This is a genomic window from Streptosporangium sp. NPDC001681 (assembly GCF_040298085.1).
GTDB lineage: Bacteria > Actinomycetota > Actinomycetes > Streptosporangiales > Streptosporangiaceae > Streptosporangium.
Genome location: NZ_JBEOZN010000002.1, coordinates 124,336 through 149,097, shown reverse-complemented (window position 1 = coordinate 149,097; position 24,762 = coordinate 124,336). Strand labels below are relative to the sequence as shown.

24 protein-coding genes and 1 tRNA gene are annotated in these 24,762 nt (G+C 68.8%); 7 read left to right on the top strand and 18 right to left on the bottom strand.

Going from position 1 to position 24,762, the window contains the following annotated elements:
* Positions 1–209 precede the first annotated feature (209 nt).
* Positions 210–1,355 carry an acyl-CoA dehydrogenase family protein gene (locus ABT130_RS01590; RefSeq protein ID WP_350951918.1) on the top strand — a complete coding sequence of 382 codons (1,146 nt, stop codon included), beginning with the start codon at positions 210–212 and terminating at the stop codon, positions 1,353–1,355.
* A gap of 82 nt (positions 1,356–1,437) precedes the next feature.
* Here ABT130_RS01590 and ABT130_RS01585 read toward each other — a convergent pair whose 3' ends face one another.
* Positions 1,438–1,653: a hypothetical protein gene (locus tag ABT130_RS01585; RefSeq protein ID WP_350951915.1), complete on the bottom strand. Its 216-nt coding sequence runs from the start codon at positions 1,651–1,653 to the stop codon at positions 1,438–1,440.
* A gap of 52 nt (positions 1,654–1,705) precedes the next feature.
* On the opposite strand from ABT130_RS01585, the gene ABT130_RS01580 reads away from it, so the two are divergent.
* Positions 1,706–2,218, top strand: coding sequence for a hypothetical protein (locus tag ABT130_RS01580; protein ID WP_350951912.1), 513 nt, complete (start codon positions 1,706–1,708; stop codon positions 2,216–2,218).
* A 20-nt stretch (positions 2,219–2,238) separates the two neighbouring features.
* Here the strand turns inward: ABT130_RS01580 and ABT130_RS01575 are convergent, their stop codons facing one another.
* The 5 genes from ABT130_RS01575 to pdxH form a co-directional block, all read right to left on the bottom strand.
* Entirely contained in the window at positions 2,239–3,012 is a 774-nt protein-coding gene (locus tag ABT130_RS01575; RefSeq protein WP_350951910.1) for an alpha/beta fold hydrolase, read from the bottom strand.
* Positions 3,013–3,064: 52 nt separating this feature from the next.
* Complete coding sequence (locus tag ABT130_RS01570) at positions 3,065–5,290, bottom strand: ATP-binding SpoIIE family protein phosphatase (protein WP_350911299.1); 2,226 nt, start codon at positions 5,288–5,290, stop codon at positions 3,065–3,067.
* A gap of 117 nt (positions 5,291–5,407) precedes the next feature.
* Entirely contained in the window at positions 5,408–6,112 is a 705-nt protein-coding gene (locus tag ABT130_RS01565; protein ID WP_350951908.1) for an iron-dependent transcriptional repressor DtxR, read from the bottom strand.
* Between the two features lie 159 nt (positions 6,113–6,271).
* Positions 6,272–7,519: an MFS transporter gene (locus ABT130_RS01560; protein WP_350951906.1), complete on the bottom strand. Its 1,248-nt coding sequence runs from the start codon at positions 7,517–7,519 to the stop codon at positions 6,272–6,274.
* Positions 7,520–7,575: 56 nt separating this feature from the next.
* Positions 7,576–8,229 (bottom strand): pyridoxamine 5'-phosphate oxidase, encoded by a 654-nt coding sequence (gene pdxH, locus ABT130_RS01555; protein WP_350911293.1) that lies wholly within the window; start codon positions 8,227–8,229, stop codon positions 7,576–7,578.
* A gap of 169 nt (positions 8,230–8,398) precedes the next feature.
* On the opposite strand from pdxH, the gene ABT130_RS01550 reads away from it, so the two are divergent.
* Both ABT130_RS01550 and serC read left to right on the top strand, forming a co-directional pair.
* Complete coding sequence (locus tag ABT130_RS01550; RefSeq protein ID WP_350911291.1) at positions 8,399–9,505, top strand: citrate synthase 2; 1,107 nt, start codon at positions 8,399–8,401, stop codon at positions 9,503–9,505.
* Between the two features lie 212 nt (positions 9,506–9,717).
* Positions 9,718–10,827 (top strand): phosphoserine transaminase, encoded by a 1,110-nt coding sequence (gene serC / locus ABT130_RS01545; RefSeq protein ID WP_350911289.1) that lies wholly within the window; start codon positions 9,718–9,720, stop codon positions 10,825–10,827.
* An 81-nt stretch (positions 10,828–10,908) separates the two neighbouring features.
* Here serC and ABT130_RS01540 read toward each other — a convergent pair whose 3' ends face one another.
* The 10 genes from ABT130_RS01540 to ABT130_RS01495 form a co-directional block, all read right to left on the bottom strand.
* A complete protein-coding gene (locus ABT130_RS01540) occupies positions 10,909–11,310 on the bottom strand; it encodes a BlaI/MecI/CopY family transcriptional regulator (RefSeq protein ID WP_350951904.1) in 402 nt (133 codons plus the stop codon).
* Between the two features lie 397 nt (positions 11,311–11,707).
* A complete protein-coding gene (locus tag ABT130_RS01535) occupies positions 11,708–12,364 on the bottom strand; it encodes a rhomboid family intramembrane serine protease (RefSeq protein WP_350951902.1) in 657 nt (218 codons plus the stop codon).
* Positions 12,365–12,519: 155 nt separating this feature from the next.
* The gene (locus tag ABT130_RS01530) at positions 12,520–13,284 is read right to left on the bottom strand and encodes a crotonase/enoyl-CoA hydratase family protein (RefSeq protein WP_350951900.1); all 765 of its coding nucleotides are present in this window, start codon (positions 13,282–13,284) and stop codon (positions 12,520–12,522) included.
* A 10-nt stretch (positions 13,285–13,294) separates the two neighbouring features.
* Positions 13,295–14,068, bottom strand: coding sequence for an SDR family NAD(P)-dependent oxidoreductase (locus ABT130_RS01525; RefSeq protein WP_350951898.1), 774 nt, complete (start codon positions 14,066–14,068; stop codon positions 13,295–13,297).
* Between the two features lie 123 nt (positions 14,069–14,191).
* Entirely contained in the window at positions 14,192–14,530 is a 339-nt protein-coding gene (locus ABT130_RS01520) for an STAS domain-containing protein (protein ID WP_350911279.1), read from the bottom strand.
* Between the two features lie 103 nt (positions 14,531–14,633).
* Positions 14,634–15,371, bottom strand: a complete 738-nt coding sequence (locus ABT130_RS01515; RefSeq protein WP_350911277.1) for an energy-coupling factor ABC transporter ATP-binding protein — start codon at positions 15,369–15,371, stop codon at positions 14,634–14,636.
* Positions 15,368–16,132, bottom strand: a complete 765-nt coding sequence (gene cbiQ, locus ABT130_RS01510; RefSeq protein WP_350911275.1) for a cobalt ECF transporter T component CbiQ — start codon at positions 16,130–16,132, stop codon at positions 15,368–15,370. Before cbiQ ends, ABT130_RS01515 begins: the two co-directional genes overlap by 4 nt.
* Positions 16,132–17,163 carry an energy-coupling factor ABC transporter permease gene (locus tag ABT130_RS01505; protein WP_350911273.1) on the bottom strand — a complete coding sequence of 344 codons (1,032 nt, stop codon included), beginning with the start codon at positions 17,161–17,163 and terminating at the stop codon, positions 16,132–16,134. The genes cbiQ and ABT130_RS01505 overlap by 1 nt, the downstream gene beginning before the upstream one ends.
* Before the next feature lie 133 nt (positions 17,164–17,296).
* Positions 17,297–19,204 carry a glycosyltransferase family 2 protein gene (locus ABT130_RS01500; protein WP_350951896.1) on the bottom strand — a complete coding sequence of 636 codons (1,908 nt, stop codon included), beginning with the start codon at positions 19,202–19,204 and terminating at the stop codon, positions 17,297–17,299.
* Positions 19,205–19,434: 230 nt separating this feature from the next.
* On the bottom strand, positions 19,435–20,382 hold the full coding sequence (locus ABT130_RS01495; RefSeq protein ID WP_350951894.1) for a COG1361 family protein: 948 nt from the start codon (positions 20,380–20,382) through the stop codon (positions 19,435–19,437).
* A gap of 611 nt (positions 20,383–20,993) precedes the next feature.
* Here ABT130_RS01495 and ABT130_RS01490 point away from each other — a divergent pair.
* From ABT130_RS01490 to ABT130_RS01480, 3 genes are all read left to right on the top strand, one after another.
* Complete coding sequence (locus ABT130_RS01490) at positions 20,994–21,293, top strand: hypothetical protein (protein ID WP_350951892.1); 300 nt, start codon at positions 20,994–20,996, stop codon at positions 21,291–21,293.
* Positions 21,294–21,407: 114 nt separating this feature from the next.
* Positions 21,408–21,713: a hypothetical protein gene (locus ABT130_RS01485; RefSeq protein WP_350951890.1), complete on the top strand. Its 306-nt coding sequence runs from the start codon at positions 21,408–21,410 to the stop codon at positions 21,711–21,713.
* Between the two features lie 678 nt (positions 21,714–22,391).
* Positions 22,392–23,054, top strand: coding sequence for a class I SAM-dependent methyltransferase (locus ABT130_RS01480; RefSeq protein WP_350911263.1), 663 nt, complete (start codon positions 22,392–22,394; stop codon positions 23,052–23,054).
* 589 nt (positions 23,055–23,643) lie between these two features.
* Here the strand turns inward: ABT130_RS01480 and ABT130_RS01475 are convergent.
* Positions 23,644–23,716, bottom strand: a tRNA-Thr gene (locus ABT130_RS01475).
* 72 nt (positions 23,717–23,788) lie between these two features.
* On the bottom strand, positions 23,789–24,757 hold the full coding sequence (rlmB, locus tag ABT130_RS01470; protein ID WP_350911259.1) for a 23S rRNA (guanosine(2251)-2'-O)-methyltransferase RlmB: 969 nt from the start codon (positions 24,755–24,757) through the stop codon (positions 23,789–23,791).
* Positions 24,758–24,762 lie beyond the last annotated feature (5 nt).

Below are 24,762 nucleotides of genomic sequence, written 5' to 3'. Positions count from 1 at the left end.
GGGCGTAGCCATAGCACACCGAGGGTAGATCGTACGGTTTGAACCATCTTCAGCGCAGCGAGAAATCGGGTACGTACGGAGACCGTGGCGCACTTGTGATCTGGATGTAAGTCCACAAACCACCGCAAGCCGCACTAGCGCCCCCCGGCCGGGTGTACCCCGGAGTAACAGAATCGTATTCTGTGTCACGGACCCCTAGGAGGCACACAATGCAGCGAGACCTCTTCGACGAGGAGCACCAGCTCTTCCGAGAGACAGTACGCGAGTTCCTGGCCCGCGAGGTGGCGCCCCATCATGCCCAGTGGGAGAAGGACGGCATCGTCCCCCGCGAGGTGTGGAAGAAGGCCGGAGAGATCGGCATGTTCGGCTTCGGGGTACCCGAGGAGTTCGGCGGGGCGGGGATCACCGACTTCCGCTACAACGCCGTGATCTCCGAGGAGGTCATCTCGACAGGCGCGTCCGGCCTGGGGTTCTCGCTGCACAACGACGTCATGGCGCCGTACTTCGTGGACCTCACCAACGACGAGCAGAAGGCGCGCTGGCTGCCCGGGTTCGCCAGCGGCGAGCTCATCACGGCGGTCGCGATGAGCGAGCCCGGCGCGGGTAGCGACCTGCAGGGCATCAGGACGACCGCCGTGCGCGAGGGCGACCACTACGTGGTCAACGGCCAGAAGACCTTCATCACCAACGGCATCAACTCCGACCTGGTCGTCGTGGTCGCGAAGACCGACCCGGAGGCGGGCGCCCGGGGGATCTCGCTGCTGGTCGTCGAACGGGGCATGGAGGGCTTCACCCGGGGCCGCAACCTGGAGAAGATCGGCATGCACGCCCAGGACACGGCGGAGCTGTTCTTCGACAACGTCCGGGTCCCCGCGGCCAACCTGCTGGGCCCGCAGGAGGGACAGGGCTTCTTCCAGCTCATGGCCAACCTGCCGCAGGAGCGCCTGTCGATCGCGGTGATGGCGGTGGCGGCGGCGGAGACGGTCCTGCGGGCGACCATCGAGTACTGCAAGAGCCGCACGGCCTTCGGCCGCAACATCGGCAGCTTCCAGAACACCAGATTCGTCCTGGCGGAGCTGGACACCGAGGTGGAGATCGCCCGCCACTACGTGGACAAATGCATCCGGGCACTCAACGCCGGGGAACTCACCGCGGTGGACGCGGCCAAGGCGAAGTGGTGGACCACGGAGCTGCAGACCAAGGTCATCGACCGCTGCCTGCAGCTGCACGGCGGCTACGGCTACATGATGGAGTACCCCGTGGCCAAGGCCTGGATCGACAGCCGTGTCCAGACCATCTACGGCGGCACCACCGAGATCATGAAAGAGATCATCGGCCGTTCCTTCGGCTTCTGACCCGCCCCGGCCACCACACGGGAGAACCGCCGCCCTCGCGACGGCGGGACAGCGGGCTCCCGTGATCGGCCGGCCGGCGCCGTCACCCCTGGGTGATCTCCTGGATCTGGACGGCCACCCCGTCCTTGATCGTCACTTCGGCGAGGAGGACGTCACCCTTGCCGAGAGCCTTCCGCAGTTGCTCCACGGAGCAGCTGTGCGGGGCCTTCCCTTCCGTGCAGATCAGCCCCTGTGCGTCGAGCACGACCGTGTAGGGCACCAGGAGGGCTTTCACCCCCTGGTCACTGGCGGAGATCACCGTGATCGAGTCCGCTCCTCGCAGGGCTATCCGCCCCCGTACCGTGTCATCGATGCCCCGGCCTCCCGGCACGCTCGCCGACGGCGACGATATGGGAGGCGGCGTGGAAAGCTCCGTCGGTGAGGCGGAGGCGGGAGGCGACGGAACCGCGGAGACCTCGGGGGATGGAGTGACGGAGGCGGTCACGGTGACGGTCGCGGTCACCGAAGCGCCGGACGTACCGCCCGCGTCCGAACATGCGGAGAGACCTATGGCCAGGGCTGCCATCAGCAGGGCACGCGTTACCTTCGATGTCCTGTTCACGAAACGTAACGATCTCACGGGTTCCGGATCGCGTTTACCCGCCCCGGAAACGGCTCCGTCGACGCATACTGGTCAACGGAGACTTCCCGAGGGGGTGACGATGGACAGCGGGCTGATTCTGCTGATCTTCCTGGCGTTCCTGTTCGCCTGGGGCCTGAATCGGGTACGGCGCGCCTTCCGGCTCGGCCCTGTCGCGTACGCCGGTGTCATGGTGGTGTTCGTCATCGCGATGCTGGCCATCTGGGGACAGTCGTTCCGCTAGGCACAGGTCGGCATCCCGCCCTAGGCGGACGCCTCCAGCAGCACCCTCGCGACCAGCTCGGGATCGTCGGTCATCGGCACATGCCCGCACCCCTTGAGCAGTTTCACCCGCTGCCCCGACCATTTGGCGGCCCTTACCGCCTGCCGGCGCAAAAGCAGCCTGTCGTGCTCGCCCCAGGCGATCGTGACCGGCACCTTCGGCGGCGCGGGAGGCATCAGTCCCGCGAACGAGGCGAGGGTCTCGTCGAACCCCGAGGCGTCCTTGAGCGCCTGGAGAGCGGCGAGTTGCGCCTCAGGGGAGAGCCTGGCGGGGTGGGCGACCAGAAGACTCAGGGAGAGGCCGCGGATCAGCGGGTCTTCCGCGTGGGCCAGCGCCCGTTCGGGGGAAAGGTCACGGGCGGCGGCCCTGGCGATCCGCAGGACGGCTCGCGCGTACGCGAGCTCGCTACGGTTCCAGAACCCGGCGGGAGAGAGCGCGGTGGCCGAGCGGACCGCGGCGCGCGCGGCCAGTTCGAGGGCGACGTAACCGCCCAGGGAGTTTCCCGCCACATGCGGGTCGCGCAGGCCGAGCATCCCGCAGAAGGACTCGATCGCGTCCGCCAGGCTTTCCGCCGTATACGGCGTGCCGGACGGCAGCGGCGGTGACACCCCGAAGCCGGGAAAGTCGACGGCGATCACGTCTCGCTCGGCGGCGAGCCGGTCGAGCACCGGCAACCATGCCTGCCAGTGATGCCCGATGCCGTGCAGCAGGACCAGGGGCGAGCCCGTCCCACGCCGTTCGAACGCCAGCTCCATGTTCCGAGTCAACCACCGATCGGACAGTTGTTCCAGCTCTGCCACGTGCCGTTCAGCGCGACCTGGTGGGGATCTCGAACCAGACGGCCTTGCCTTCCTTGGTGGGGCGGGAGCCCCAGCGCTTGGCGAGCTGGTCGACGAGATAGAGGCCCCGGCCACCCTCGTCGTTCTCCCCCGCGCTGCGGATGCGCGGCAGCCGGAGGTCCTGGTCGAAGACCTCGACCCAGACGGACTCTCCGCCCCGGCGCAGCCGTAGGGTGAACTCCTTCTCATTGACGATCTCGTCTTCGAAGCCGGGGATGTCCCAGGACTCGTCGAACGACAGCGGAGGGCCGTCCATCGTCAGCTCCCTGCGCGGGACACTGGCGCTGGCGGCGTGCAGCACGACGTTGGTGACGACCTCGGAGACCAGCAGACAGGCGAGCTCGGCGCGCTCCTCGGGGACGTTCCAGCCGATGAACGCCTCCGAGGCCATCCGGCGCGCCTCACCCACCATGATCGGCTGGGCCGGGAAGGTGCGCTCCTCGACGGCCAGGTCCTCGGGGGCGGACCTGAGCACGAGAATGGCCATGTCATCGTCGATCTCGCCGGGCACCGCGACGGTGGCGGCGTCGGCGATGCGCTCGACGGAGGTGTCGCTGATCTCGATGAGCCTCTCGCAGAGCTGCCCCAGCGTCTCCTCGACGCTGGGCGGCCTGCCGTCCGCGTCGCGGATGGGGCGGCGGTCGACGAGCCCGTCGGTGTAGAGGAGCAGCGCGGCCCCGGGGGGCAGTGTCCGCGTCTCCTCCTTGTAGACCAGGTCCGCGTGCATGCCCTTGGCCCGGACTCCCAGCGGCTGGCCGACCTCGTGGATGTCGAGTTCGGTGCAGGTGTCGCCGATGAGCAGCAGCGGGGGGGCGTGACCGGCGTTGGCGAACGACAGCTGCCGCGACCAGGCGTCGTACACCAGATACTGGCAGGTGACGATGGGTGGGATGCTGATGTCGGCGCCGCTCTCGTCCTGCTCGGGGGTGGCGATGATGCGCGTCCACTCGTCGAGCCTGGCGAGGATCTCCGCGGGCGGTTTGTCGTCCTGGGCGAAGGCCCGCAGCGCCGCCCGCAGCTGCCCCATGACCGCCGCGGCCTTGGCGCCCCGGCCCTCGACGTCGCCGATGACGATGCCGACCCGGCCCGCCGAGAGCGGGATGACGTCGTACCAGTCGCCGCCGACCTGGGTCTGGATGCCCTGCCCGTGGCTGGCCAGGGGTGCGGCGGGAAAGTAGCGGACCGCGATCTCCAGCCCGTCGAGCTGCGGTAGCGCGCGGGGAAGAAGGTGCTTCTGGAAGGACTCCGCCGTGTGCCGTTCCTCCTCGAACAGCAGCGCGTTGTCGACGGCGAGGGCGACCCTGGTGGCGATCGCCCCCACGAAGTCACGGTCGAAGGCGTCGTAGTGCGGGCTACGCCGGTCGGTCAGGTTGGACAGCCCCAGGTACATCAGCCCGAGGGTCTCACCTCGCACGCAGAGCGGCGCCACGATGGCCGAGGTCATGCCGATCTCGGCGGCCAGGCGGGTGTTGGCCTCGCCGGGGCTGGGGTAGTTGGTCTGGGAGAAGTCCTCGACCAGGATCGTCTCCTGGCGGCGCAGCGCGATGTCGGCGTAGTGTCCCGCCGGGTAGCGGATCTCCGCCCCGATCGGCGCCCAGGTGTTGGGCGGCGGGCTCCACCCCTGGACGTGTGTGGAGACCCTGCGGGTCAGCCGCCCCTCCTCCATCAGCTCGATGAAGCAGTGGTCGGCGAACTGCGGGACGAGCATCTCGGCGACGCGCTTGAGCGTCTCCTCGACGTAGAGCGATCCGGCGAGACGCTCGCCGATCCGCTCCAGCAGGCCGAACCGGTCCTTCTCCCGCTCGTTGCTGCGCATCGCCTCACGAGCGGTGATGACGATGCCCGTCACCGCTCCCGAGGGGTGACGCAGCGGCACGGCCTGGGCCCGTACGTAGATGATCGTCCCGTCGCCGCGCCTGACGTCGAACGTGCCCTCCCAGACACCGCCCTTGAGGACGTGCTTGGAGAGCTCGACGGCCAGCGGATGGTCCTTCTCCATGATGCCCAGGGAGAGGGACCGGTCACGTGGTCCCGATGTGCCCGGTCGCCCGAAAAGCCTTTCCGCGAAAGGGTTCCAGTAGAGCAGGTTGCTGAACCTGTCGGTGACCACCACCGCCATCTCAGCATGATCTAGGACGGAGCCGGCCGTAAGGTGATCAGCGGCATCTTGGGAAACATCCCCCCACCGCTTCATCCGGTGACCGCCCCTCGTGGGCGGGTGTGTGCAAAGCGAACCACGGTTGCTCCTGCAGTCTCGGCCTGGGAGCGGAGGGACTCCCGAACGGGATCCAACCGAGCTAAGGGGCCTCGGTCAGCGTGTGGAGACGAAAACGTGCGCGGCAATCTCTCGCGGGAGATCCGCAAGAAAATTGTCCGCCTCGTCGTCACCTGTCACCCGCACACCGTCGTCGCTCACCGCGAGCGTTACCTCGCGTCCGGGTTGTATCCCAACTTGCTTGAGTTTAAGCATCACAGCCGGATCGCTTTGCACTTGTTCGCTAATTCGCCGCACGACAACGGGTATATCTCTGGGTCCGGCCATCGCGGCCATCGACGGCAGCGACTCCGACCGCCCGTCGGGAACGCCCGGGACGCCGAGTTCCTCCAGGCCGGGGATCGGGTTGCCGTGCGGGTCCTCCGTGGGGTTGTTGAGCAGGCTGACCAGCCTCGCCTCCACCGATTCGGACATGACGTGCTCCCAGCGGCACGCCTCGATGTGCACATCCTCCCAGGGCAGGCCGATGACCTGGGTGAGCAGACACTCGGCGAGACGGTGCTTGCGCATGACGCGGGTCGCGAGAGTACGTCCCAGATCGGTCATGGTCAGGTGCCGGTCGCCCTCGACGCGAACCAGACCGTCGCGCTCCATCCTGGCGACCGTCTGGCTGACTGTGGGACCACTCTGCTGGAGCCGCTCCGCGATACGCGCGCGCAGGGGGACGATGCCCTCCTCCTCCAGCTCGAAGATCGTACGAAGGTACATCTCCGTTGTGTCGATCAAGCCGTGTGCGGTCAAGGTTCCTCCCGTCCTCTCTCGATGCTACGTCCATCGCGCGGTGTTCCCGGGAGGGCGGCGCGGGACCTTGGAAGTTCGAAGACACGACCCTATTGGGAGAACGGCTCGTGATGGCAAAGGACAGCAACACCGGGGGCCGCCGAATCCTTCCCTAGCTGCTCAAACACTACTCGCGACCGGTTGATATTTTCTGAAGGCCGGGATGGCCAGCCCCACCGCGACCACGGCCACCGCGCAGGCGATCCCACCGCCCACCCAGGCCCCCGTGGCCCCGAACCACGAGGCGGTGGCCCCGGCCCGGAGATCCCCCAGTCTGGGGCCTCCCGCGACCACCACCATGAAGACGCCTTGCATCCTCCCGCGCATGTCATCGGGCGCGTGGGTCTGCAGGATCGTCTGCCGCCACACCGCGGAGACCAGGTCGGCGGCCCCGCCGAACGCGAGCAGCGCGACCATCAGCCACAACTGGTCCGCGAGTCCGGCCGCGGCGACGGTGAGCCCCCAGGCCGCGATCACGTACGTGAGCGCCATTCCCTGACGCCGGACCCGCCCCACCCAGCCCGACAGCACCCCGCCGAGCACCGAGCCGATGGCGATGCTGGCCGACAGCCAGCCGAACGCGACCAGCGAACCACCGAACCTCTCGGCCACGACCTCCGGAAACAGCGCCCTGGGCAGTGCGAACGCCATGGCGATGAGATCGACGACAAACGACATCAGCACCACCGGGTGCCCGCAGACGTAACGCAGGCCGTCCAGGACCGACCGCAGGCCTGGGCGCGTCACCTCGCCGACCGGTTCGAGTCTCGGCAGTCTCACCGCGGCGTAGAAGCCCGCGCCGAACAGCAGCGCGTCGATCAGGTAGGCGGCGGCGAAACCGCTCTGGGCGAGCACGACCCCGCCGATCAACGGCCCGACGACGGTGCCGAGGCCGCTCACCAGGAAGTTGAGGGTGTTGGCCGCCGGGATCAGGTCGGCCGGGACCAGCCTGGGGATGATGGCCCCCCTGGTCGGGCCCGTGATGGCGAAACCTGTGGCGTGCAGGGCCACGGTGGCCAGCAACAGGCCGACGCTCGTCGACCCGAGGGCCGCCTGGACCAGGAGCGCGAGCGTCCCCGACCAGGCGATCAGCGCACCGATGATGAGGAGCCGGCGCCGGTCGACGGCGTCGGCGATCGCGCCGCCCCAGAGCCCGAAGACGACCAGGGGGATCAGGTTGGCGGGGCCGAGCATGCCGACCCAGAAGGACGACTCCGTGATGTCGTAGATCTGGGCGCTGACGGCCACCGAGGTGAGCTGGAAGCCGATGAACGACACACCCTGACCGGCCCAGAGCCGCCGGTAAGCGGGGATGCCGAGCGGGCGTGTGTCGGCCGCGTGCCTGCGGACGAAATTTCCGAACCCCACACCACTCCCTCTCTACCGGACATACCTGGATATATCAGCAAAGAGGGGGCAGGGTGTCATGGGGCCAGGCGTTCGATGATCCAACCGGCGCCGGAGCGCCGGTAACGGAGGCGGTCATGCATACGGTCTGTGCGGCCCTGCCAGAACTCCACCTCGGCCGGCACCACGCGCAGTCCACCCCAGAAGTCCGGGATCGGCGGATCCTCCGGCCAACGCTCCGACAACTCCTCGTAGCGGGCGTCCAACTCGTCCCTGGAGTGCACGACCGCGGACTGCCGCGAGGCCCAGGCGCCGATCCGCGACCCGTAGGGCCTGGACCTGAAGTAGGCGGCCGACTCCTCGCGCGGCAGCCGTACCACCGCCCCCTCCACCCGTACCTGGCGGCGGATGGAGTGCCAGGGGAACAGCAGGGCGGCCCTCGGGTTCTCCGCCATGTCACGCCCCTTGCGCGACTCGTAGTTGGTGTAGAAGACGAACCCGTTCTCGTCATAACCCTTGAGCAGTACGGTCCTGGCCGTCGGCCGGCCCCCCGCCGAGGCGGTCGCCAGCACCGTCGCGTTCGGCTCGGGAAGCCCGGCGTCCACGGCGTCGCCGAACCAGGCGGCGAACTGCGACACGGGGTCGGGTGCGAGGTCCTCCTCGAGGAGAGGCAGTCCCTGGTACGTGCGACGAAGTCCCGCCATCGAGGGCGGTCGCGATGCGGCATCCACGGGAAGGTATTCTCCCGTGCCGAGCCGGAAGCCCGCTCAGCGCCCCCCACCTGCGGCGATCCCGCTTTGGTGGGTCCGGCGGCAGGCTGCCCCGGCTCAGGGGGTTGAATATGACCCGCCGGTATCTCGACATCAAGGCTTTGACTTCAAGAAAGGGAGGCGGCCGAAAATGTCCGACTTCAAACCCGGGCTCGAAGGCGTAGTAGCTTTCGAGACTGAGATCGCGGAACCGGACAAAGAAGGGGGCGCCCTCCGCTATCGGGGCGTTGACATCGAAGAGCTGGTCGGTCGCGTCTCCTTCGGGAACGTGTGGGGCCTGCTTGTCGACAACGAGTTCCAGCCGGGTCTGTCCCCGGCCGAGCCCTACCCCATTCCTGTCCACTCCGGTGACATCCGCGTCGACGTGCAGAGCGCGCTGGCCATGCTGGCCCCCGCGTACGGTTTCAAGCCGCTGCTCGACATCGACGACAAGGAGGCCCGTGCCAACCTGGCGCAGGCCAGCGTCACGGCCCTGAGCTTCGTCGCCCAGTCCTCGCGCGGTCTCGGGAAGCCGATGGTCCCCCAGAGCGAGGTCGACAAGGGCAGGAGCATCGTCGAGCGGTTCATGATCCGCTGGCAGGGCGACCCCGACCCCAGGCACGTCAAGGCCATCGACGCCTACTGGACGTCCGCCGCCGAGCACGGCATGAACGCCTCCACCTTCACCGCCCGGGTCATCGCCTCCACCGGAGCCGATGTCGCCGCGGCGCTGAGCGGTGCGGTCGGCGCCATGTCCGGCCCGCTCCACGGCGGTGCGCCCGCGCGCGTGCTGCACATGATCGAGGGTGTCGAGCAGGTCGGCGACGCCAAGAAGTACGTGCAGTCGGAGCTCGACAAGGGCCAGCGTCTCATGGGCTTCGGTCATCGCGTCTACCGTGCCGAGGACCCCCGGGCACGAGTGCTTCGCCGCACCGCCAAGGAGCTCGACGCACCGCGTTACGAGGTCGCCGCGGCGCTGGAGAAGGCCGCGCTGGAGGAGTTGCACGCCCGCAAGCCCGACCGGGTGCTCGCCACCAACGTCGAGTACTGGGCGGCGGTCATCCTGGACTTCGCCCAGGTTCCCTCATCCATGTTCACCTCCATGTTCACCTGCGCCCGCACCGCGGGCTGGGCCGCGCACATCCTGGAGCAGAAGCGCACGGGCAGGCTTGTCCGCCCCAGCGCCGACTACGTGGGTCCCCCTCAGCGCTCGGTCCACGACGTCCCCGGCGCCGCCGAGGCCGTCAGCTCCTTCTGAATTCCCGTCTCGTACGGCTGTCGCGTGGACGTCTCGCGCGACAGCCGTTGCCGTTCCCGGCTCTTCGAAGCCCTCGTGCCCCGCTCTCCCACCGGCCGTCATCCGGTTTCCCGCCCCCGCGATCACCTCGCCCGGCTCAAAACCATCCCACGTCTCGTCTCAGAATCCGGACCTCGTCCTGGATCGATCCGCGGGCTCAGTAGGCTGGTCACGTGGCTGACATCGTGATTCCCTCTGACATCAAGCCCGCCGACGGCCGTTTCGGCTGCGGGCCCTCGAAGGTGCGCCCCGAGCAGCTCTCGGCTCTCGCCGCCTCCGGCTCCAGCCTCCTGGGCACCTCTCACCGCCAGAAGCCGGTGAAGTCGCTCGTCGGGCGTGTCCGCGCGGGGCTGTCCGAGCTGTTCTCCCTCCCCGAGGGGTACGAGGTCGTCCTGGGCAACGGCGGCACCACCGCGTTCTGGGACATCGCCGCCTTCGGGCTGATCCGCGACAGGTCGCAGCACCTGAACTTCGGCGAGTTCTCCTCCAAGTTCGCCTCCGTGGCGGCCAAGGCCCCGTGGCTGGGCGACCCGACCGTGATCAAGTCGGAGGTCGGCAGCCACCCCGAGGCCAGGCTGGAGGAGGGCGTCGACGTCTACGCGCTCACCCACAACGAGACCTCGACCGGCGTCGCGATGCCGATCAGGCGGGTGGGCGAGGAGGGCTCGCTCGTGCTCGTCGACGCCACCTCCGGCGCCGGTGGCCTGCCGGTCGAGGCGAGCGAGTTCGACGTCTACTACTTCGCCCCGCAGAAGAGCTTCGCCTCCGACGGCGGCCTCTGGATCGCCCTGATGTCCCCGGCCGCGCTGGCCAGGGTCGACGAGATCGCCTCAAGCGGGCGCTACGTCCCCGACTTCTTCAGCCTGCCGGTGGCCATCGACAACTCCTCCAAGGACCAGACGTACAACACCCCGGCGGTCGCCACGCTCTTCCTGCTCGCCGAGCAGATCGAGTGGATGAACGGCAACGGCGGCCTGGCCTGGACGACCGCTCGCAGCGCCGAGTCGGCCCGGCGCCTCTACACCTGGGCGGAGAAGACCTCCTACACCACCCCGTTCGCGGGTCCGGAGTTCCGCTCCAACGTGGTCGGCACGATCGACTTCTCCGATGACGTCGACGCCTCCGCGATCGCCAAGGTCCTGCGCGCCAACGGCATCGTCGACACCGAGCCCTACCGCAAGCTCGGCCGCAACCAGTTGCGCGTCGCGATGTTCCCGGCCATCGACCCCGACGACATCGAGGCCCTGACCACCTGCGTCGACTACGTGGTCGAGCGCCTGTAGTCCCGTTCCCTGGCGGTGCCGGGCCTGGTAGCAGGCACCGCCAGGATTCGTCCGGTGAGACCTCCGGTCCCGCGCGGGAACCTAGGCGCCCGGCGGCCCGCCCGCCCCCGGAGTGAACGCCTGCTCCCCCGCGCGCCGGGCCAGTTCGTGCAGCAGGCGCAGGGCGTCGTCCGGATCCACTCCCTCCGCGAACCGCGAGAGCACGGGGGCCCGGTCCGGGCTGCCCGCCAGGGCCGCGAGCATCAGCCCCGCCACGTGCTCGTCCCTGGAGCGGCTGGCGGTGTAGCGGAAGGCGTTGCGCACGGGTGCCCTCTCCAACAGGCCCTTCCTGACGAGACGCTCGGCGACGGTCTGCACCGTGGTGTAGGCCAGGCTCCGTTCCGCGTCCTGGTTCAGCATGTCCTGCACCTGGCGGACCAGCAGTGGTTGCTTGCAGCCCCACAGCACGTCCATGATCGCGCGTTCCAGGGATCCCAGGTTCACCCGCGGCCACCTTTCGAGGGTCGCGCCCGGCAGCGGATGGCCCTGGAGAACATGTACGGGCACGCAGCCAGGCAGGGTCACACATGAAATTTGGTCATATTGTTACTTAAATCCATCGATGCGGCCATAGCTGGTGAATGTCGACCCTCTTACCAGATCGCCGCTATTCGTCCCTGGAGCGCGCACACCATCTCATCTGACCCCGAACATTCCCGCAGCATTACAAAGCCCTACAGAGCCCTTACAGCCCCGCACAGCACCTATCTCTGGGCGAAACCCCAATAGCCAGCCGGGTGGCTGCCAGCCCGCGCGGCGCGGAGGACGGCGTACGGCGGGACTCGGCGGGCAGAAAGGACGGCGACGACGTGCGGCGACCAGGGCGAAGGAGTTCGGAGGCTCAGTAGGCGGGAGAGACGTCCCGCGGGCGCTTGCGGCGCAGCACCCAGGCCGCGATGACGCCGCCGATCAGGCCGAACAGGTGCCCCTGCCAGGAGATACCCGCCTCCCCGGGGAGCACCCCCCAGATGATCGAGTAGTAGGTGATCGCCACGCCGACGCCGATCACGATGTCGAGGGCGCGGCGGTCGAACAGGCCCCGGGCGACGACGAAGCCGAAGTAGCCGAAGACCAGGCCGCTGGCACCGACCGTGAGGACCCTCGGCTCGTTGACGAACCAGATGCCCAGGCCGCTGACCAGGACGATGATCAGGCTCGCGGCCAGGTAGCGGCCGATCCCCCGCAGCGCGGCGAGGAAGCCGAGGATCAGCAGGGGCAGCGAGTTGGCCATCAGGTGGCCGAAGCCGCCGTGCAGGAAGGGGGCGAGGAGGATGCCGCCCAGACTCTCCGGGTCCCAGGACCGGATGCCGTAGACGTCGAGCGTTCCCTCCCCCGGCAGCACGTAGTCGACGATCTCGACCACCCACATGACGCCGACCAGGAGGACGTTGATGATCGCGGCGCCCAGCGCGCCCGCCGCCAGGTTTCCCGCCCTGCGCTTCAGGAGGTCGCCGGAGGATCGGCCGGTGGGGGTCATTCCGGTCGCGTAGTCGTTCATTCACTCTCCTGGCCTTGGAGCGGTGTCGTGGATGTCAAGTGCCCCCGCCGCACCTGCCCACACCTTTACCGTACGCATTCCCGGCCATGAACGCGCCGGGTGTGATCCATCGATCACACCCGGCTCGCGATTTCCCTCCGGAATCCGAAAGGGGTCTACTCACCCTTCCACTGGGGGGCGCGCTTCTCGGCGAAGGCCACCGCACCCTCCATGGCGTCCTTGGAACCGAACACCGGATTGATGATCTCGCCCTGCTTCTTGAACATCTCGTCGAGGCTCCAGTCCGCGGACTCGACGATCACGCGCTTGGTCGCGGCGAGCGCCATCGGGGCGTTGGCCGCGATCCGCTTCGCGAGCTCGACGGCCTTGGCCAGCGTCTCACCCACCGGCGTGATGTGGTTGACCAGGCCGACCTCGTACAGCCGGGAGGCCGGGAAGTGGTCGCCGGTCAGAGCGATCTCCATGGCGATGTGGTACGGAATGCGGCGTGGCAGCCGCATCACGCCACCCGCCCCCGCGACCAGCCCGCGCTTGGGCTCGGGCAGCCCGAACTTGGCCTCCTCGGAGGCGATGATGATGTCGCAGGCCAGCGCCAGCTCGCAGCCTCCGGCCAGGGCGTAACCCTCGACGGCGGCGATGAGCGGCTTCTTCGGCGGCGTCTCGACCACCCCGCCGAATCCCCTGCCCTCCACGACCGGGAAGTCCCCGGTCACGAAACTCTTCAGGTCCATGCCCGAGCAGAACGTGCCGCCGGCGCCGGTAAGGACGTAGGCGGCCACGTCCTTGCGCTCCTCCAATTCGTCCAGCGCGGCGGCGACGCCCCTGGCGACCTTGCCGTTGATGGCGTTCCTGGCCTTGGGACGGTTGATCGTGATGACGGCCACGCCGTCGTCCACCTCGACCAGAACCTCGTCAGACACCGGGTGACTCCTACTTGGGCTGGAAGCGGATACCGCCGTCGAAACGGATCGTCTCGGCGTTCATGTAGTCGTTCTCGATCAGCGAGCGGACCAGGTGCGCGAACTCCGAGGCCAGCCCCATCCGCTTGGGGAAGACCACCGGGGCCACGAGCTTGGCCTTGAACTCCTCGGCGTTGGGCGAGAAGCCGTAGATCGGGGTGTCGATGATGCCCGGGCAGATGGTGTTGACGCGCACGCCGACGGCGGCGAGGTCACGCGCGGCCGGGAGGGTCATGCCGACGATGCCGCCCTTGGACGCCGAGTAGGCGACCTGGCCGGTCTGCCCCTCCAGCGCCGCCACCGAGGCGGTGTTGATCACTACTCCGCGCTGGCCGTCCGCGTCGACCGGCTCCGTCTTCGCGATCGCCGCGGCGCCGATGCGCATGAGGTTGAAGGTGCCGATCAGGTTGACCTCGATGACCTTGCGGTAGGGGGCCAGGTCGTGGGGTGAGCCGTCGCGCCCCACGGTCCGGCTGGCCCAGCCGATGCCCGCACTGTTCACCACGACGCGCAGCGGCTTGCCGGTCGCCACGGCCGCGTCCACGGCCGCCTGCACCTGCGCCTCGTCCGACACGTCGGTCTTGACGAAGACGCCGCCGAGCTCGTCGGCAAGGGGCTTGCCACGCTCCTCGTTGAGGTCGGCGATGACGACGGTGACGCCGTGCGCGGCGAGGTCGCGGGCCGTGGCCTCGCCGAGACCGCTGGCACCGCCCGAGATGATTGCTGCTGCTCCGTTCAAGTCCATGAGCGGACTTTAACCCGCGGACCGAATGAAGTTCTACTCGGGGTGGGTTAAATCTCTCCGATGCCAGGCCATGGCCCCCTTCGGCGCTTCCGGCCGGTCATGGCGAGATCCGCGGAGGGGAGCCTAGATCTCTCCGACGGCAGTGCTCACGTCGGGATAGACCTTGATCCGCCGGTCGAGCCCCGTCGTGCGGAGGATCCGGGCCACCGGCGCCTGGGGAGCGGCCAGGCAGACCCCACCGCCGCCGCTCGTGGCCAGCCGCCACGCCTCGATCAGCACCGACAACCCGCTGGAGTCCATGAAGGACAGGTCGGTGAGGTCGAGAACCAGTCGCGCACCGTCCAGCTTGATCGCGTCACGGACCTCGTCCCGCAGGAAGGGAGCGGTGAACAGGTCGAGTTCGCCCTCGACAGCCACCACCACGGCGTCGCCGATCGCGCGGCGAGCCAGCCGTAGCTTCATCAGTCCTCCTCGCGCCCAGGGCAGACCCACTTTACTTCGCCACCACGGCACGCGAGGTCGTGCACGACTCTTCACAGGAATCTGCAGCCAAGACGTCCCGGGGTCAGGAGGCCGCGAAACCGTAGGGCAGTTCGAGCCGGTGGGCGGCGAGCAGGTCGGCATCGGCGAGGATCTTACGGGTCGGCCCGTCCGCGGCGATGACCCCTCCGGAGAGGATGAGCGAGCGCTCGCACAGCTCCAGCGCGTAGGGCAGGTCGTGGGTGACCATCAGGACCGTCACGTCGAGCCCCCTGAGGATCTCGGCGAGTTCTCGCCTGGAGGCCGGGTCCAGGTTGGACGACGGCTCGTCGAGCACCAGGATCTCCGGCTCCATGGCCAGCACCGTCGCCACCGCGACCCGGCGGCGCTGGCCGAAGGACAGGTGGTGCGGCGGCCGGTCGATCGTCTCCAGCATGCCCACGCGCTCCAGCGCGTCCTTGACCCGGCGCTCCAGCTCCTCGCCCGTGATCCCCAGGTTGGCCGGGCCGAAGGCCACGTCCTCGCGGACGCTCGGCATGAAGAGCTGGTCGTCTGGGTCCTGGAAGACCAGCCCGACCCGCCTGCGGATCTCCTTGAGCGATCCCTTCCCGACCGGCAGCCCCGCTACGGCCACCGTGCCGTGGCCGGCGGTCAGGATGCCGTTGAGGTGCATCACCAGTGTGGTCTTGCCCGCGCCGTTCGGCCCGAGCAGCGCGACCCGCTCACCGCGCTCCACGCGGAAGTCCACGCCGAACAGCGCCTGCGTACCGTCCGGGTACGCGTACGCCAGGCGGCTCACCTCCAACGAAGGCGGCGCGGTCATGCGACCCCCCAGCTCCCAAGCAGCACGGCAAGCGCCGCACCTGGCAACATACCGGCGACGAGCCACTGCCGCGACGCGACGGACAGATCCTGGATGATCGGCATCGAGCCGGTGTAGCCCCGGCTGAGCATGGCCAGGTGCACCCGCTCGCCCCGCTCGTACGAGCGGATGAACAGTGCCCCCGCCGATCTGGCGATCACCGGGATGTGCCGCACGTCCCTGGCCGCGAACCCGCGTGACTCCCGCGCCACCCGCATCCGGCGCATCTCCTCCAGGATCACGTCCAGGTAGCGGAGCATGAACATGGCGATCTGCACCAGCATCGGCGGCAGTTTCAGGCGCTGGGCGCCCAGCAGTATCAGCCGTGGCTCGGTGGTGGCCGCGAGCAGCACGCTCGCGGCCACGCCCAGGGTCGCCTTGGCCAGGATGTTCCAGGCGGCCCACAGACCGGCGACGCTGAGCGAGAGTCCCATGAACGTCACCCGCTCGCCGAACCCGATGAACGGGATGGCCAGCGCGAACACCACGAACGGCACCTCGACCACCATCCGCCGCAGCAGGAATCCCGCCGGGACGCGCGCGGCCACCGCGACGGCGGCCAGCAGCACGGCGTACAGACCGAAAGCCCAGAACCACTCGCGCGGGGTGGCGACCACCACCAGGGCGAACCCGGCCACCGCCACCAGCTTGCACTGGGGTGGCAGCCGGTGCACGAGCGTGTCGCCCGGCCGGTGGAGCCGATGGTGGTGGCCCGCCCCCACTAGACGGAGACCTTCCTGTCACTGCCCTCGCCACGGCGACGCACCGTGAAGAACAGCCCACCGCCGACGGCGAGGGTCACCCCGACGCCGATCAGACCGGCCACACCCACCGGGATGCCGCCCACATCCCCGTAGTCGGCGAGCGGCTGCTCGCCCAGCGAGTGGTCGGCCGCCTGTCCGCTGAAACCCTTGTCCTCGGCCACCCGCTCCAGGCCGTCGGGCGAGGAGGAGGCGTAGAAGCTGACCACGCCCGCCAGCAGCGCCGCCACCGCGATGCCGGCGGGCAGGAACCAGCCACGACGGCGCGCGGCGACCGGCGCCGAGGACGTCGGAGACTCCGAGGTGACGGTCACCTCGCCGCCCGCGCCGCGCAGGACCAGCGGCGCGACGAGCTCCCTGGCGCCGTACACCAGGTCGGGCCGGATCGCCAGGACGGTGCTGACGGTGACCGCGGTGATCAGGCCCTCCCCGATGCCGATGAGCAGGTGCACGCCGCCCATGGCCGCGGCGACCGTGCCGATCTCGATGGGCGCGGTGCCGCCGACCCAGAACAACAGGGTGAAAGCCAGCGCCGTGGCGGGCACCGAGACCAGCGCCGCGACGAACGAGGCCGCCACCACGGCTCCCCTGCCCCGCACGCTCCGGGTGATCAGCCGGAAGGCGCCCCACCCGACCAGTACCGCGACGACGCCCATCAGCGTGATGTTGACGCCGAGCGCGGTCAGGCCGCCGTCGGCGAAGAAGAACCCCTGTACGAGGAGGACCACCGCCACGCACAGCACCGCCGTATACGGGCCGACGAGTATCGCGGCGAGCGCACCGCCAAGGAGATGGCCGCTTGTGCCCGCGGCGACCGGGAAGTTGAGCATCTGGACGGCGAACACGAAGGCGGCGACCAGGCCCGCCATGGGGGCGGTGCGGTCGTCGAGTTCACGGCGAGCGCCGCGCAGGCAGACGGCCACGCCCGCAGCCGCGACCACCCCCGCCGACAGCGACACAGCCGCGTTGAAAAAGCCATCGGGTACGTGCACGACAAGCCTCCGAAGCGCGGATTTGGCTCCACTTTAGGCCATGGGCTTGTAGTTGCAAGGTACTGGCATTAACGCCCGACGAAGGTCTGGTGACTTTCGCATGGCACCGGGCTCGCGGCGGTCCCAGACGCCGTCAACGCACGATGCGCCTGACGAAGGTCCGAGGGCCGAGGGTGCGGACCACGGTACTGAGCCGCCCCTTGCCCGCCGTGGCGTAGGGCCTGACGCTCCACCGGGTCGCGCCGCGCCACCAGGTGCGCGGCTGCTCGGTCATCTCGGGCACCGCCTCGATCCTGAAGCGCGCGGGCGGCCCGCCCAGGTCCATCTCCAGGTAGGCGTCCCAGGTACCGGGCCCCAGCCGGCCCATCGCCTGCCAGGCCGTGAACCTGCCGTCCTCGCCGACCGTGACCGGCTCACGCCGCTCCCGGCTCGACTCGCGCTCCCGCCAGACCAGGTAACGCACCGCGTCCGCCGCCGGAGCGGCGGTGCCCACGGTGACCTCACCATGGAGCACCAGCCGGTGCCCCGCCGCCCAGCGGGCGCGCACCAGCCTCGCGCTGCCCGGCACCGCGACCACATGACCGCCGATGTCAAGGCTGAGGTTGCCGTAGGGGCGGGTGAAGTACGGCAGGGCGACGACGTCGCCGACCACTCGCGGCGCGGGCGGCACCGGAAGTGCGGTCAGTCCGTCCCTGTCGAAGCCCAGGCGTGCGAGCCGGGGAACGCCCTCGAAGGCGACACCCACGTGAACGTCCCAGACGCCGGAGGACAGGCCGGTGACGTCGACGACCCCGGTGAACTCCGCACAGTCGCCCGTCACCGGGACCACGACCTCGTCAAAGGGGCCGGCGCCCGCGTGCCGGCGCCGCAGCACCAGGGCGAGGTCACCGCCGACGATCTCCGGGCGGTCGTACCGCTCCAGCGTGCTCAGTGCCACCTTGCCGGAGATCGCCAGCCTTCCCTCCCGCTCCCAGCGGAGCGCGGTGAGCTCCCTGCGGACCGAGGCCGACTCGATGTGCGCCAGCCGCACCAGGCGGTCGATGTCCTCCAGCGCGGCGATCCTGCTCCGGTCGATCGCGGGGAGCCGGTCACGGACCCCGTCGGTCAGCCACCGCTCGCACATGTCGGCCACCTCGGCGGCGATCTCCTTGCGCTCGACCTCCCCGGCGTCCAGGAAGGGCCTGCCGAGGTTGCCGAAGGCGTCCATCCGGAAGTGCCGCCGCAGGAGGTGGTCGCGGAGCTCTCCCGGCCGTACGTGGGCGAGCATCAACTCGATCGGCCGCCTGATCATCCGCAGCCAGGAGACCGGGTCGCGGCTCCCCTGCCGCTGCATGATGCTGGTGCCGTCGGGCCGGGCGACCAGGTGGTAGCAGTCGTAGTCGGCGACCACCGAGATCACGTTCGCGTGGCAGTAGGCGTGGGTGGTGAAGACGACGTCCTCACCGACCAGAAGCGTCTCGTCGAAACGGATGGCGTGCCGCTCCAGCATCTCCCTGCGGAACAGCTTGAAGCAGCTCAGGCTGTTGTAGACCGCGCTGTCACCGAGCGGCACCCGCTCGGCGTTCTCCCTGAACATCGAGATCGGCACCTTGCGGTCATGACCGACGATCTTCCCGAGCACGATGTCCGAGCCGTTGCGGTCGGCCATCGCGAGCATCCGCTCCAGCGCCTGGGGGCCGAGGTAGTCGTCCGCGTCGCAGAAGAAGACGTACCTGCCGCGCGCGTGGGAGAGGCCGACGTTGCGCGGGCGCCCCGCGCCGCCGGAGGCCTCCTGCCTGACGACGCGGATCACCCCGCGGTGGCAGGAGGCGTACAGATCGAGCAGTGCGGCACCGCCGTCGGTGGAACCGTCGTCGACGACCACCACCTCCAGGGCGACCCGCTGGATCAGCAGCGAGGTCAGGCACCTGTCGAGATAGGGTCGGCAGTTGTGCAGGGGGACGATCACGGTGACGTCGACGTCGGACCGGATCGCCTCCTCCCTGGTGATGTCGCAGCCGCCCCGCCCCGTGCGGACTCGCTGAAGAGTCGTTACCGCCACCGCCGCGCCCCTCGTCGGTTACTTTCCGCTTATCTAGCGTCTCAGTATGTGACTAAGGGCCACCCGTGCGGGGCAAATCCACAGGGTTGCCTCCCCAACCCGCTCCCCGGGAAGGCCGAATTCGGAGAGAAACAGCTGGTTCGCCCATCATGGGCAGGAAACCCGCCTCCCCGGACGCCACCGCCCTCTGCCGCCCGGCCGGCCCATGACCCCAGAGACACGCCGCACTCTCAAACCCCGCTGCCGGCCCGGTCGAGGTCCTCTCGATCGCGGTCGGCGCGTCCGCTCGGGGCCCGATCCGCCCCGAGCGCCCGAACCCGACGACGGCGCGGCAGCCAGGCGATGACGTACAGCACGAGCGCCACCACGATCAGCGCCCCGAGGAGGCGCAGGGGAAGGATGACGAAAGTCGCGCTCCGCTGGGATGTCCCGTTGGTCCCGGAGACCGACACCGTCGCATGGCAGAGGCACATGAACGGCGGATCCGCCCATCTGACGGTGACGTCCCTGCTGTCTCCCCTGAGCAGGGTGAAGTCGGGAAACGGCACCTCGTACCCGTTCACCTCCACCTTCAGCGCACGGGGGCCGAGGAAGTCGCGGTGAACGGTCCCGAGATTGTCGACGGTGGTGGTGAAGTCGACGGGGCCGCCCGTCGAGAAGGCACCGGAGGTGCGCAGATCGCCGATGCGCACGGACGTGTCGATCGGCCCCGGAACCGTGATGTAGATCGGCGTTCCGATCGCCCGGTTCAGCTTGATGTTGCCCCCACCGGCCCCTGCCGGGGCCACGAAGAGCAGGGCCACCTGGTGCTCGCCGTGCTCGGGCTCCGGCGGAGGGTCGATCAGTACGGTGACGCCCCGCTCCGCACCGGGGGCGAGATGGAAGCTCGCCGGCCTGACCTTGAGCCAGCCGGCGGCCGAGCGGGGTGCGTCACGCTCGAAGAGCATCTTCCCGGACCCGTCCATGGCGAAGCCCACCCTGTCGACGACCACGTCGACGGGCAACCGCCCCCTGTTCGCCACCTGGAACGACTGAGGCTCGTCGATCTCCTCCGGGGCGACGACCAGCCGTGGCGGGCTCACCGTCAGCGAGAAGTCCGGAGCCGCACCCGGCGCCCCGGAAGCCCCCGGCCCCACCGTCAGCGTCACGCCCGCCACCATCAGGAACGCGACGATCACACGTCGAAGCCTTCCGGTCACCGCTCAGCCCCCTTCACGGGCGAACCGAACATCTCGCCGAGTGCCCGACGGGTGGGCCCGCAGGGTGCCGGCGGCTGGCACGAAGGCCCTCAAGATCCCTTTTACGCAGAGTAGTCATTTGATGACGTAGGGCGCAAGCCTTCGGGAGGCCGTGTCTCCGGCGCCCGGCTCTTCCGATCACGCGTCAGGCCAGAAGCGCGCCGACCTCGAAAGAGCCCGGCATATCCCGCACGCCCCCTTCACCTCCACCCGGGAACCGGCCTTTGGCGCTGAAAGGGGTGCTCACCCGGGATGTGGCGGAGCGGACAGGCAGATCAGGCGCCACCCCGGCCACCTAGGCTTCCCGGTCTTTTCGATCGCGATCATCTCGGGGCCGAAACGCCCCCGCCGGAGGCTGCTCTTGGGTGAGGGGGCGGGTAATCGACATAATCACGGTGTGTTCCGGAAATTACCGCCCGGCCCGTTCAAACCACTTGCGGGCGTACTGCTGTTGTCGGTGGCGATCCTTGGCCTCAAGTGGATGAGCGGGGCAGACCCCCATGTGCGTGGACCGTTCTTCTGGGGCGGCCTTGGTCGCCGCGGTTCTGAGCATGGCTCTTGCACTGGCGGTGGCCGTGAAAAGTTTTCGCAGGGCCCGCAGGCATGAGTATGACGAGCGCGAGCCGGAGGAAGCGCCTGATGAGCCGCGTAACCGTCTGCTCATGTTCTCGGCGGCCATGCTCCTGGTGATGGCGACGGAGCTGTCGTTGATTCTCTCACTGCTCGCGGCCACGGACGGCGGGGACCCCCACACGACGGGGCCACTCGACTGGGCCTTATGGGCGAGCCAGGGGCTGCTCTTCGTGTTGATTGTCGGGGTGATCACCTGGGGCGCGCGGAGAGGTGTCTAGTGGTGAGAGCGAGCGCTGCCGAACCTAAGAATGCCGCAGGGAGCCCGTGGTCAGAGCACTCCACACACATGGCGGCTCTTAGCGAGAAAACAACCAGAGCCCATAATTGATCCCATGCGCAAACGAGCTCTCTTATTTTTTCTTCCTACGGTCATGTGTGGGATCGCAGCGGTACTCCTGGGCCTGGAATCGATGGTTCGGGCGCACTACCAGGTGAGTCCGTACGAACCATGGAGCGTTCTGGGCCGGCTGGGGTTCACCGTCTTGATGCTCGCCCTGTTCGTGAGCGTCGGCCGGGGTGTTCGGGCACTGCATATCGCGAATGCGAAGCGCGACCAACACGAGTCGGCGCAAGGGGATATGCCCGAAGCGCCGCGTAACGCTTGGGCGGCGGCAGGCCGCTGGTTGGCACGGCACTGAGGTAGGGCGCGGTGCGCCGTCACCGGCGCCCCCGTAGCGGGGGGCGTACGGCAGGGCGCGCTCCAGCACACGCACCTGAAGGCGTGACCACTCGCCGTCCCGACTGATCGTCGATCATGGGCTGCGCCGGCCGAAGACCTGAACGTCGGTGATCGTCTCACCTTCGGGCAAGAGGGCACGGGCAGGCGGGCACGAGCAGCCATCGGGCACGGCCTGAGAACCCCGTGCGGACGCACACACCTCTCTCGCCGGATCTTCCCGTCTGCCTCGCCCCACCCCGGAGGGGCAACAGCTCAGTGACGGAGGATCAAGACCGACAAATCGCGAGCAGGACACCGTGGATGCGGGTCTGTGTACATGTGGGCCAGGTCTCACTCGGTGGCGCCACTGCCATTCTCACTGTGTACCTCAGCCGGTAGACATTCCTCGGCTTTGGGATGCCAACGGTCACAGACGGCCTTGCTCCGGGGGAGTCGGGATGTTGGGCTCGCCTGGGACGTGGCAGGCGGGAAGATCCGGCTTCCAGCTCAACCACTTACGGCCTTCGTGGTGCAACGTCGATCATCCCGGAGCCGAGTACCCCCGCCGGAGGCATCCGGTTGAAGCCGGGCGAACGGGCGGGAGGGAAGATCGTGATTCTCTCGGCTCGACTCGGGGCCAGGAACTACTGTCGCGAGCATGGTCGAACACGATGCCCTCAGTGCCACCCGCGAGGCTTACGACGCTGCCGCCTCCACCTATGCGCAGCTGTTCCGCGGCGAACTGCGTGACAGGCCCCTGGACCGCGCGATCTTGGGTGCCTTCGCCGAGGTCGTAAGTGCGAGTGGGGACGGTCAGGTCGCGGACCTGGGGTGTGGGCCTGGCCATATCACCGCTTATCTAGACGAGCTGGGGCTGGCGGTGGTCGGTGTTGACACCTCTCCTGCGATGATCGAGTTGGCTCGACAGGCCTATCCGGACCTGCGGTTCGACGTGGGCTCGATGGCCGCGTTGAACATCGCTGACGGCGTGCTGGGCGGCGTACTCTCACGTTGGTCAATCATCCACACTCCGCCGCAGGAACTCCCCGTCATCCTGGCGGAGTTCCATCGTGTGCTGGCACCTGGCGGCCACCTTCTGATCGGTTTTTCGGCCAGCGATGATCCGTCTCACCCGACGCAGGTCTTCGATCACGCAGTCGCGCCGGCCTATCGGTGGTGGCCTGATCACCTTGCCACGATGCTGCGCAAGTCCGGGTTGCCCGAGGTGGCCCGGATGGTTCGCGAGCCTCAGCCCACCGACCGACGGCAGTTCCAGGAGATTCAACTGCTCGCCCGCAAAACCCAGGCAGGGGCTGTCTGACCGAACACATGACCGCATCCGACCTGCCGCACGGGGAGCCGTCAGGCTCCAGGCATCAACTCATGATCAGGACTCACCGCCCGTTCGAGCTCCGATTTGGTCGAACGCGGGGACTCCGCGAAACACCCTCGATGACCTGCGCTCCTGGTGGGCATCGAGCTGGGCGACCTTCTCTGCTGCCCCAGCGAGGCTGACCCGTAGCCCTTCGACCTCGCCGAACCGGCCTTCGCGTTCGGCCTCAGCGGTGCGGCCCCCTGCGGCGGTCGATGGGCGAGTGCGGCGGGCGGGCCGATTCCCGCCGCCGTTCGGGACCGGCGCCCACGCCGCACGCCCGGACGGCGGGCGGTGGAAGGGCCGTGCGGCGGCGCGGCGCGCCGCCGCCTTGACGCGGGCGGCGTTGATCTACCAGCACGCCGGTCAGGACCGGGACAAGGTCATCGCGGAGGCTCTGGGCAAGGCGCTCAAGGTGGCACGGAAGACGGCCACGAAAAAGGCCAGTGGCACGCGGGTGGCACGAAAGGGCAAAAAGTCCGCTTAACGATCAAAGGGCCAGGTCACCGTATGCCGGTTGACCTGGCCCTTTGTTACGAGCCGACGAGGGGAATCGAACCCCTGACCTACAGTTTACAAGACTGTTGCTCTGCCGATTGAGCTACGTCGGCATGGTCGCCAGACGATTGTAGTCGGCTCGAGCCTCACACGTCACCGAGGTATGCCGCGACGATTGCGAACCGTTAGGAACGACGCTTGCGGGCGACCTCGTAAAGGGCGATGCCGGCGGCGACGCCCGCGTTGAGGGACTCGGCCGCGGCGTGCATCGGAATGCGGACGACCAGGTCGCAGGACTCGCGGACCAGGCGGGACAGGCCCTTGCCCTCGGAGCCCACGACGACGACCAGCGGGCCGTCGAGGAGGTTGGCCTCGCCGATGTCGACCTTGCCCTCGCCGTCCAGGCCGATCACGAACAGGCCCGCCTCCCGGTACTCCCGCAGGGTGGCGGTGAGGTTGGCGGCGCGGGCGACCGTCAGGGTGGCCAGCGTGCCCGCCGAGGTCTTCCAGGCACCACCGGTGACACCGGCCGAGCGGCGGGAGGGGATGACCAGGCCGTGGGCGCCGAAGGCGGTGGCCGAGCGGGCGATGGCACCCAGGTTGCGAGGGTCGGTGACCCCGTCGAGGGCGACGATCAGCGGCACCTCCGCGGCGTCCTGGGCGATCCGGACCAGATCGTCGGGGTGGGCGTAGTCGTACGCCGGGATCTGCAGGGCGATGCCCTGGTGGATCCCCCCCTCGGTGAGTCGGTCCAGCTTCTCCCGCCCGACCTCCAGCATCGCGATGCCGCGGTCGGCGGCGATGCGGACCGCCTCCTTGACGCGGTCGTCGTTGTCGATGCGCAGGGCCACGTAGAGCGTGCTGGCCGGGACTCCGGCCCGCAGCGCCTCGACCACGGGGTTGCGCCCGCCGATGTGCTCGGGCGCGTCGTCGCTCCGCCTCGGACGAGCCGAGGTACGCGGGGAGGCGGACCTGCCGGTCTTCTCCTCGCGCTCGATCCGCTCGGCGCGCGCCTTGTCCTTGTGCCAGTGCCGCATGTGCGCCGGCGGGGTGGCCCCCCTGCCCTCCAGGCCTCGGCGGACGTTGCCGCCGGTGCCCTTGGTCGGACTCTTCTTCTTCGCGGGTCGCCCGGACCCTTTACCCCCACCAGCCATGGTCT

Coding starts and splice junctions, on each gene's coding strand:
- ABT130_RS01515 (WP_350911277.1), bottom strand. CDS start 15,371: ATGACCGCGCCGCCTTCGTTGGAGGTGAGCCGCCTGGCGTACGCGTAC.
- ABT130_RS01480 (WP_350911263.1), top strand. CDS start 22,392: ATGGTCGAACACGATGCCCTCAGTGCCACCCGCGAGGCTTACGACGCT.
- ABT130_RS01575 (WP_350951910.1), bottom strand. CDS start 3,012: ATGGAGCTGGCGTTCGAACGGCGTGGGACGGGCTCGCCCCTGGTCCTG.
- ABT130_RS01590 (WP_350951918.1), top strand. CDS start 210: ATGCAGCGAGACCTCTTCGACGAGGAGCACCAGCTCTTCCGAGAGACA.
- ABT130_RS01485 (WP_350951890.1), top strand. CDS start 21,408: ATGCGCAAACGAGCTCTCTTATTTTTTCTTCCTACGGTCATGTGTGGG.
- ABT130_RS01525 (WP_350951898.1), bottom strand. CDS start 14,068: ATGGACTTGAACGGAGCAGCAGCAATCATCTCGGGCGGTGCCAGCGGT.
- ABT130_RS01570 (WP_350911299.1), bottom strand. CDS start 5,290: ATGAAGCGGTGGGGGGATGTTTCCCAAGATGCCGCTGATCACCTTACG.
- ABT130_RS01580 (WP_350951912.1), top strand. CDS start 1,706: ATGCCCCGGCCTCCCGGCACGCTCGCCGACGGCGACGATATGGGAGGC.
- ABT130_RS01535 (WP_350951902.1), bottom strand. CDS start 12,364: ATGAACGACTACGCGACCGGAATGACCCCCACCGGCCGATCCTCCGGC.
- rlmB (WP_350911259.1), bottom strand. CDS start 24,757: ATGGCTGGTGGGGGTAAAGGGTCCGGGCGACCCGCGAAGAAGAAGAGT.
- ABT130_RS01520 (WP_350911279.1), bottom strand. CDS start 14,530: ATGAAGCTACGGCTGGCTCGCCGCGCGATCGGCGACGCCGTGGTGGTG.
- ABT130_RS01550 (WP_350911291.1), top strand. CDS start 8,399: ATGTCCGACTTCAAACCCGGGCTCGAAGGCGTAGTAGCTTTCGAGACT.
- ABT130_RS01490 (WP_350951892.1), top strand. CDS start 20,994: ATGGCTCTTGCACTGGCGGTGGCCGTGAAAAGTTTTCGCAGGGCCCGC.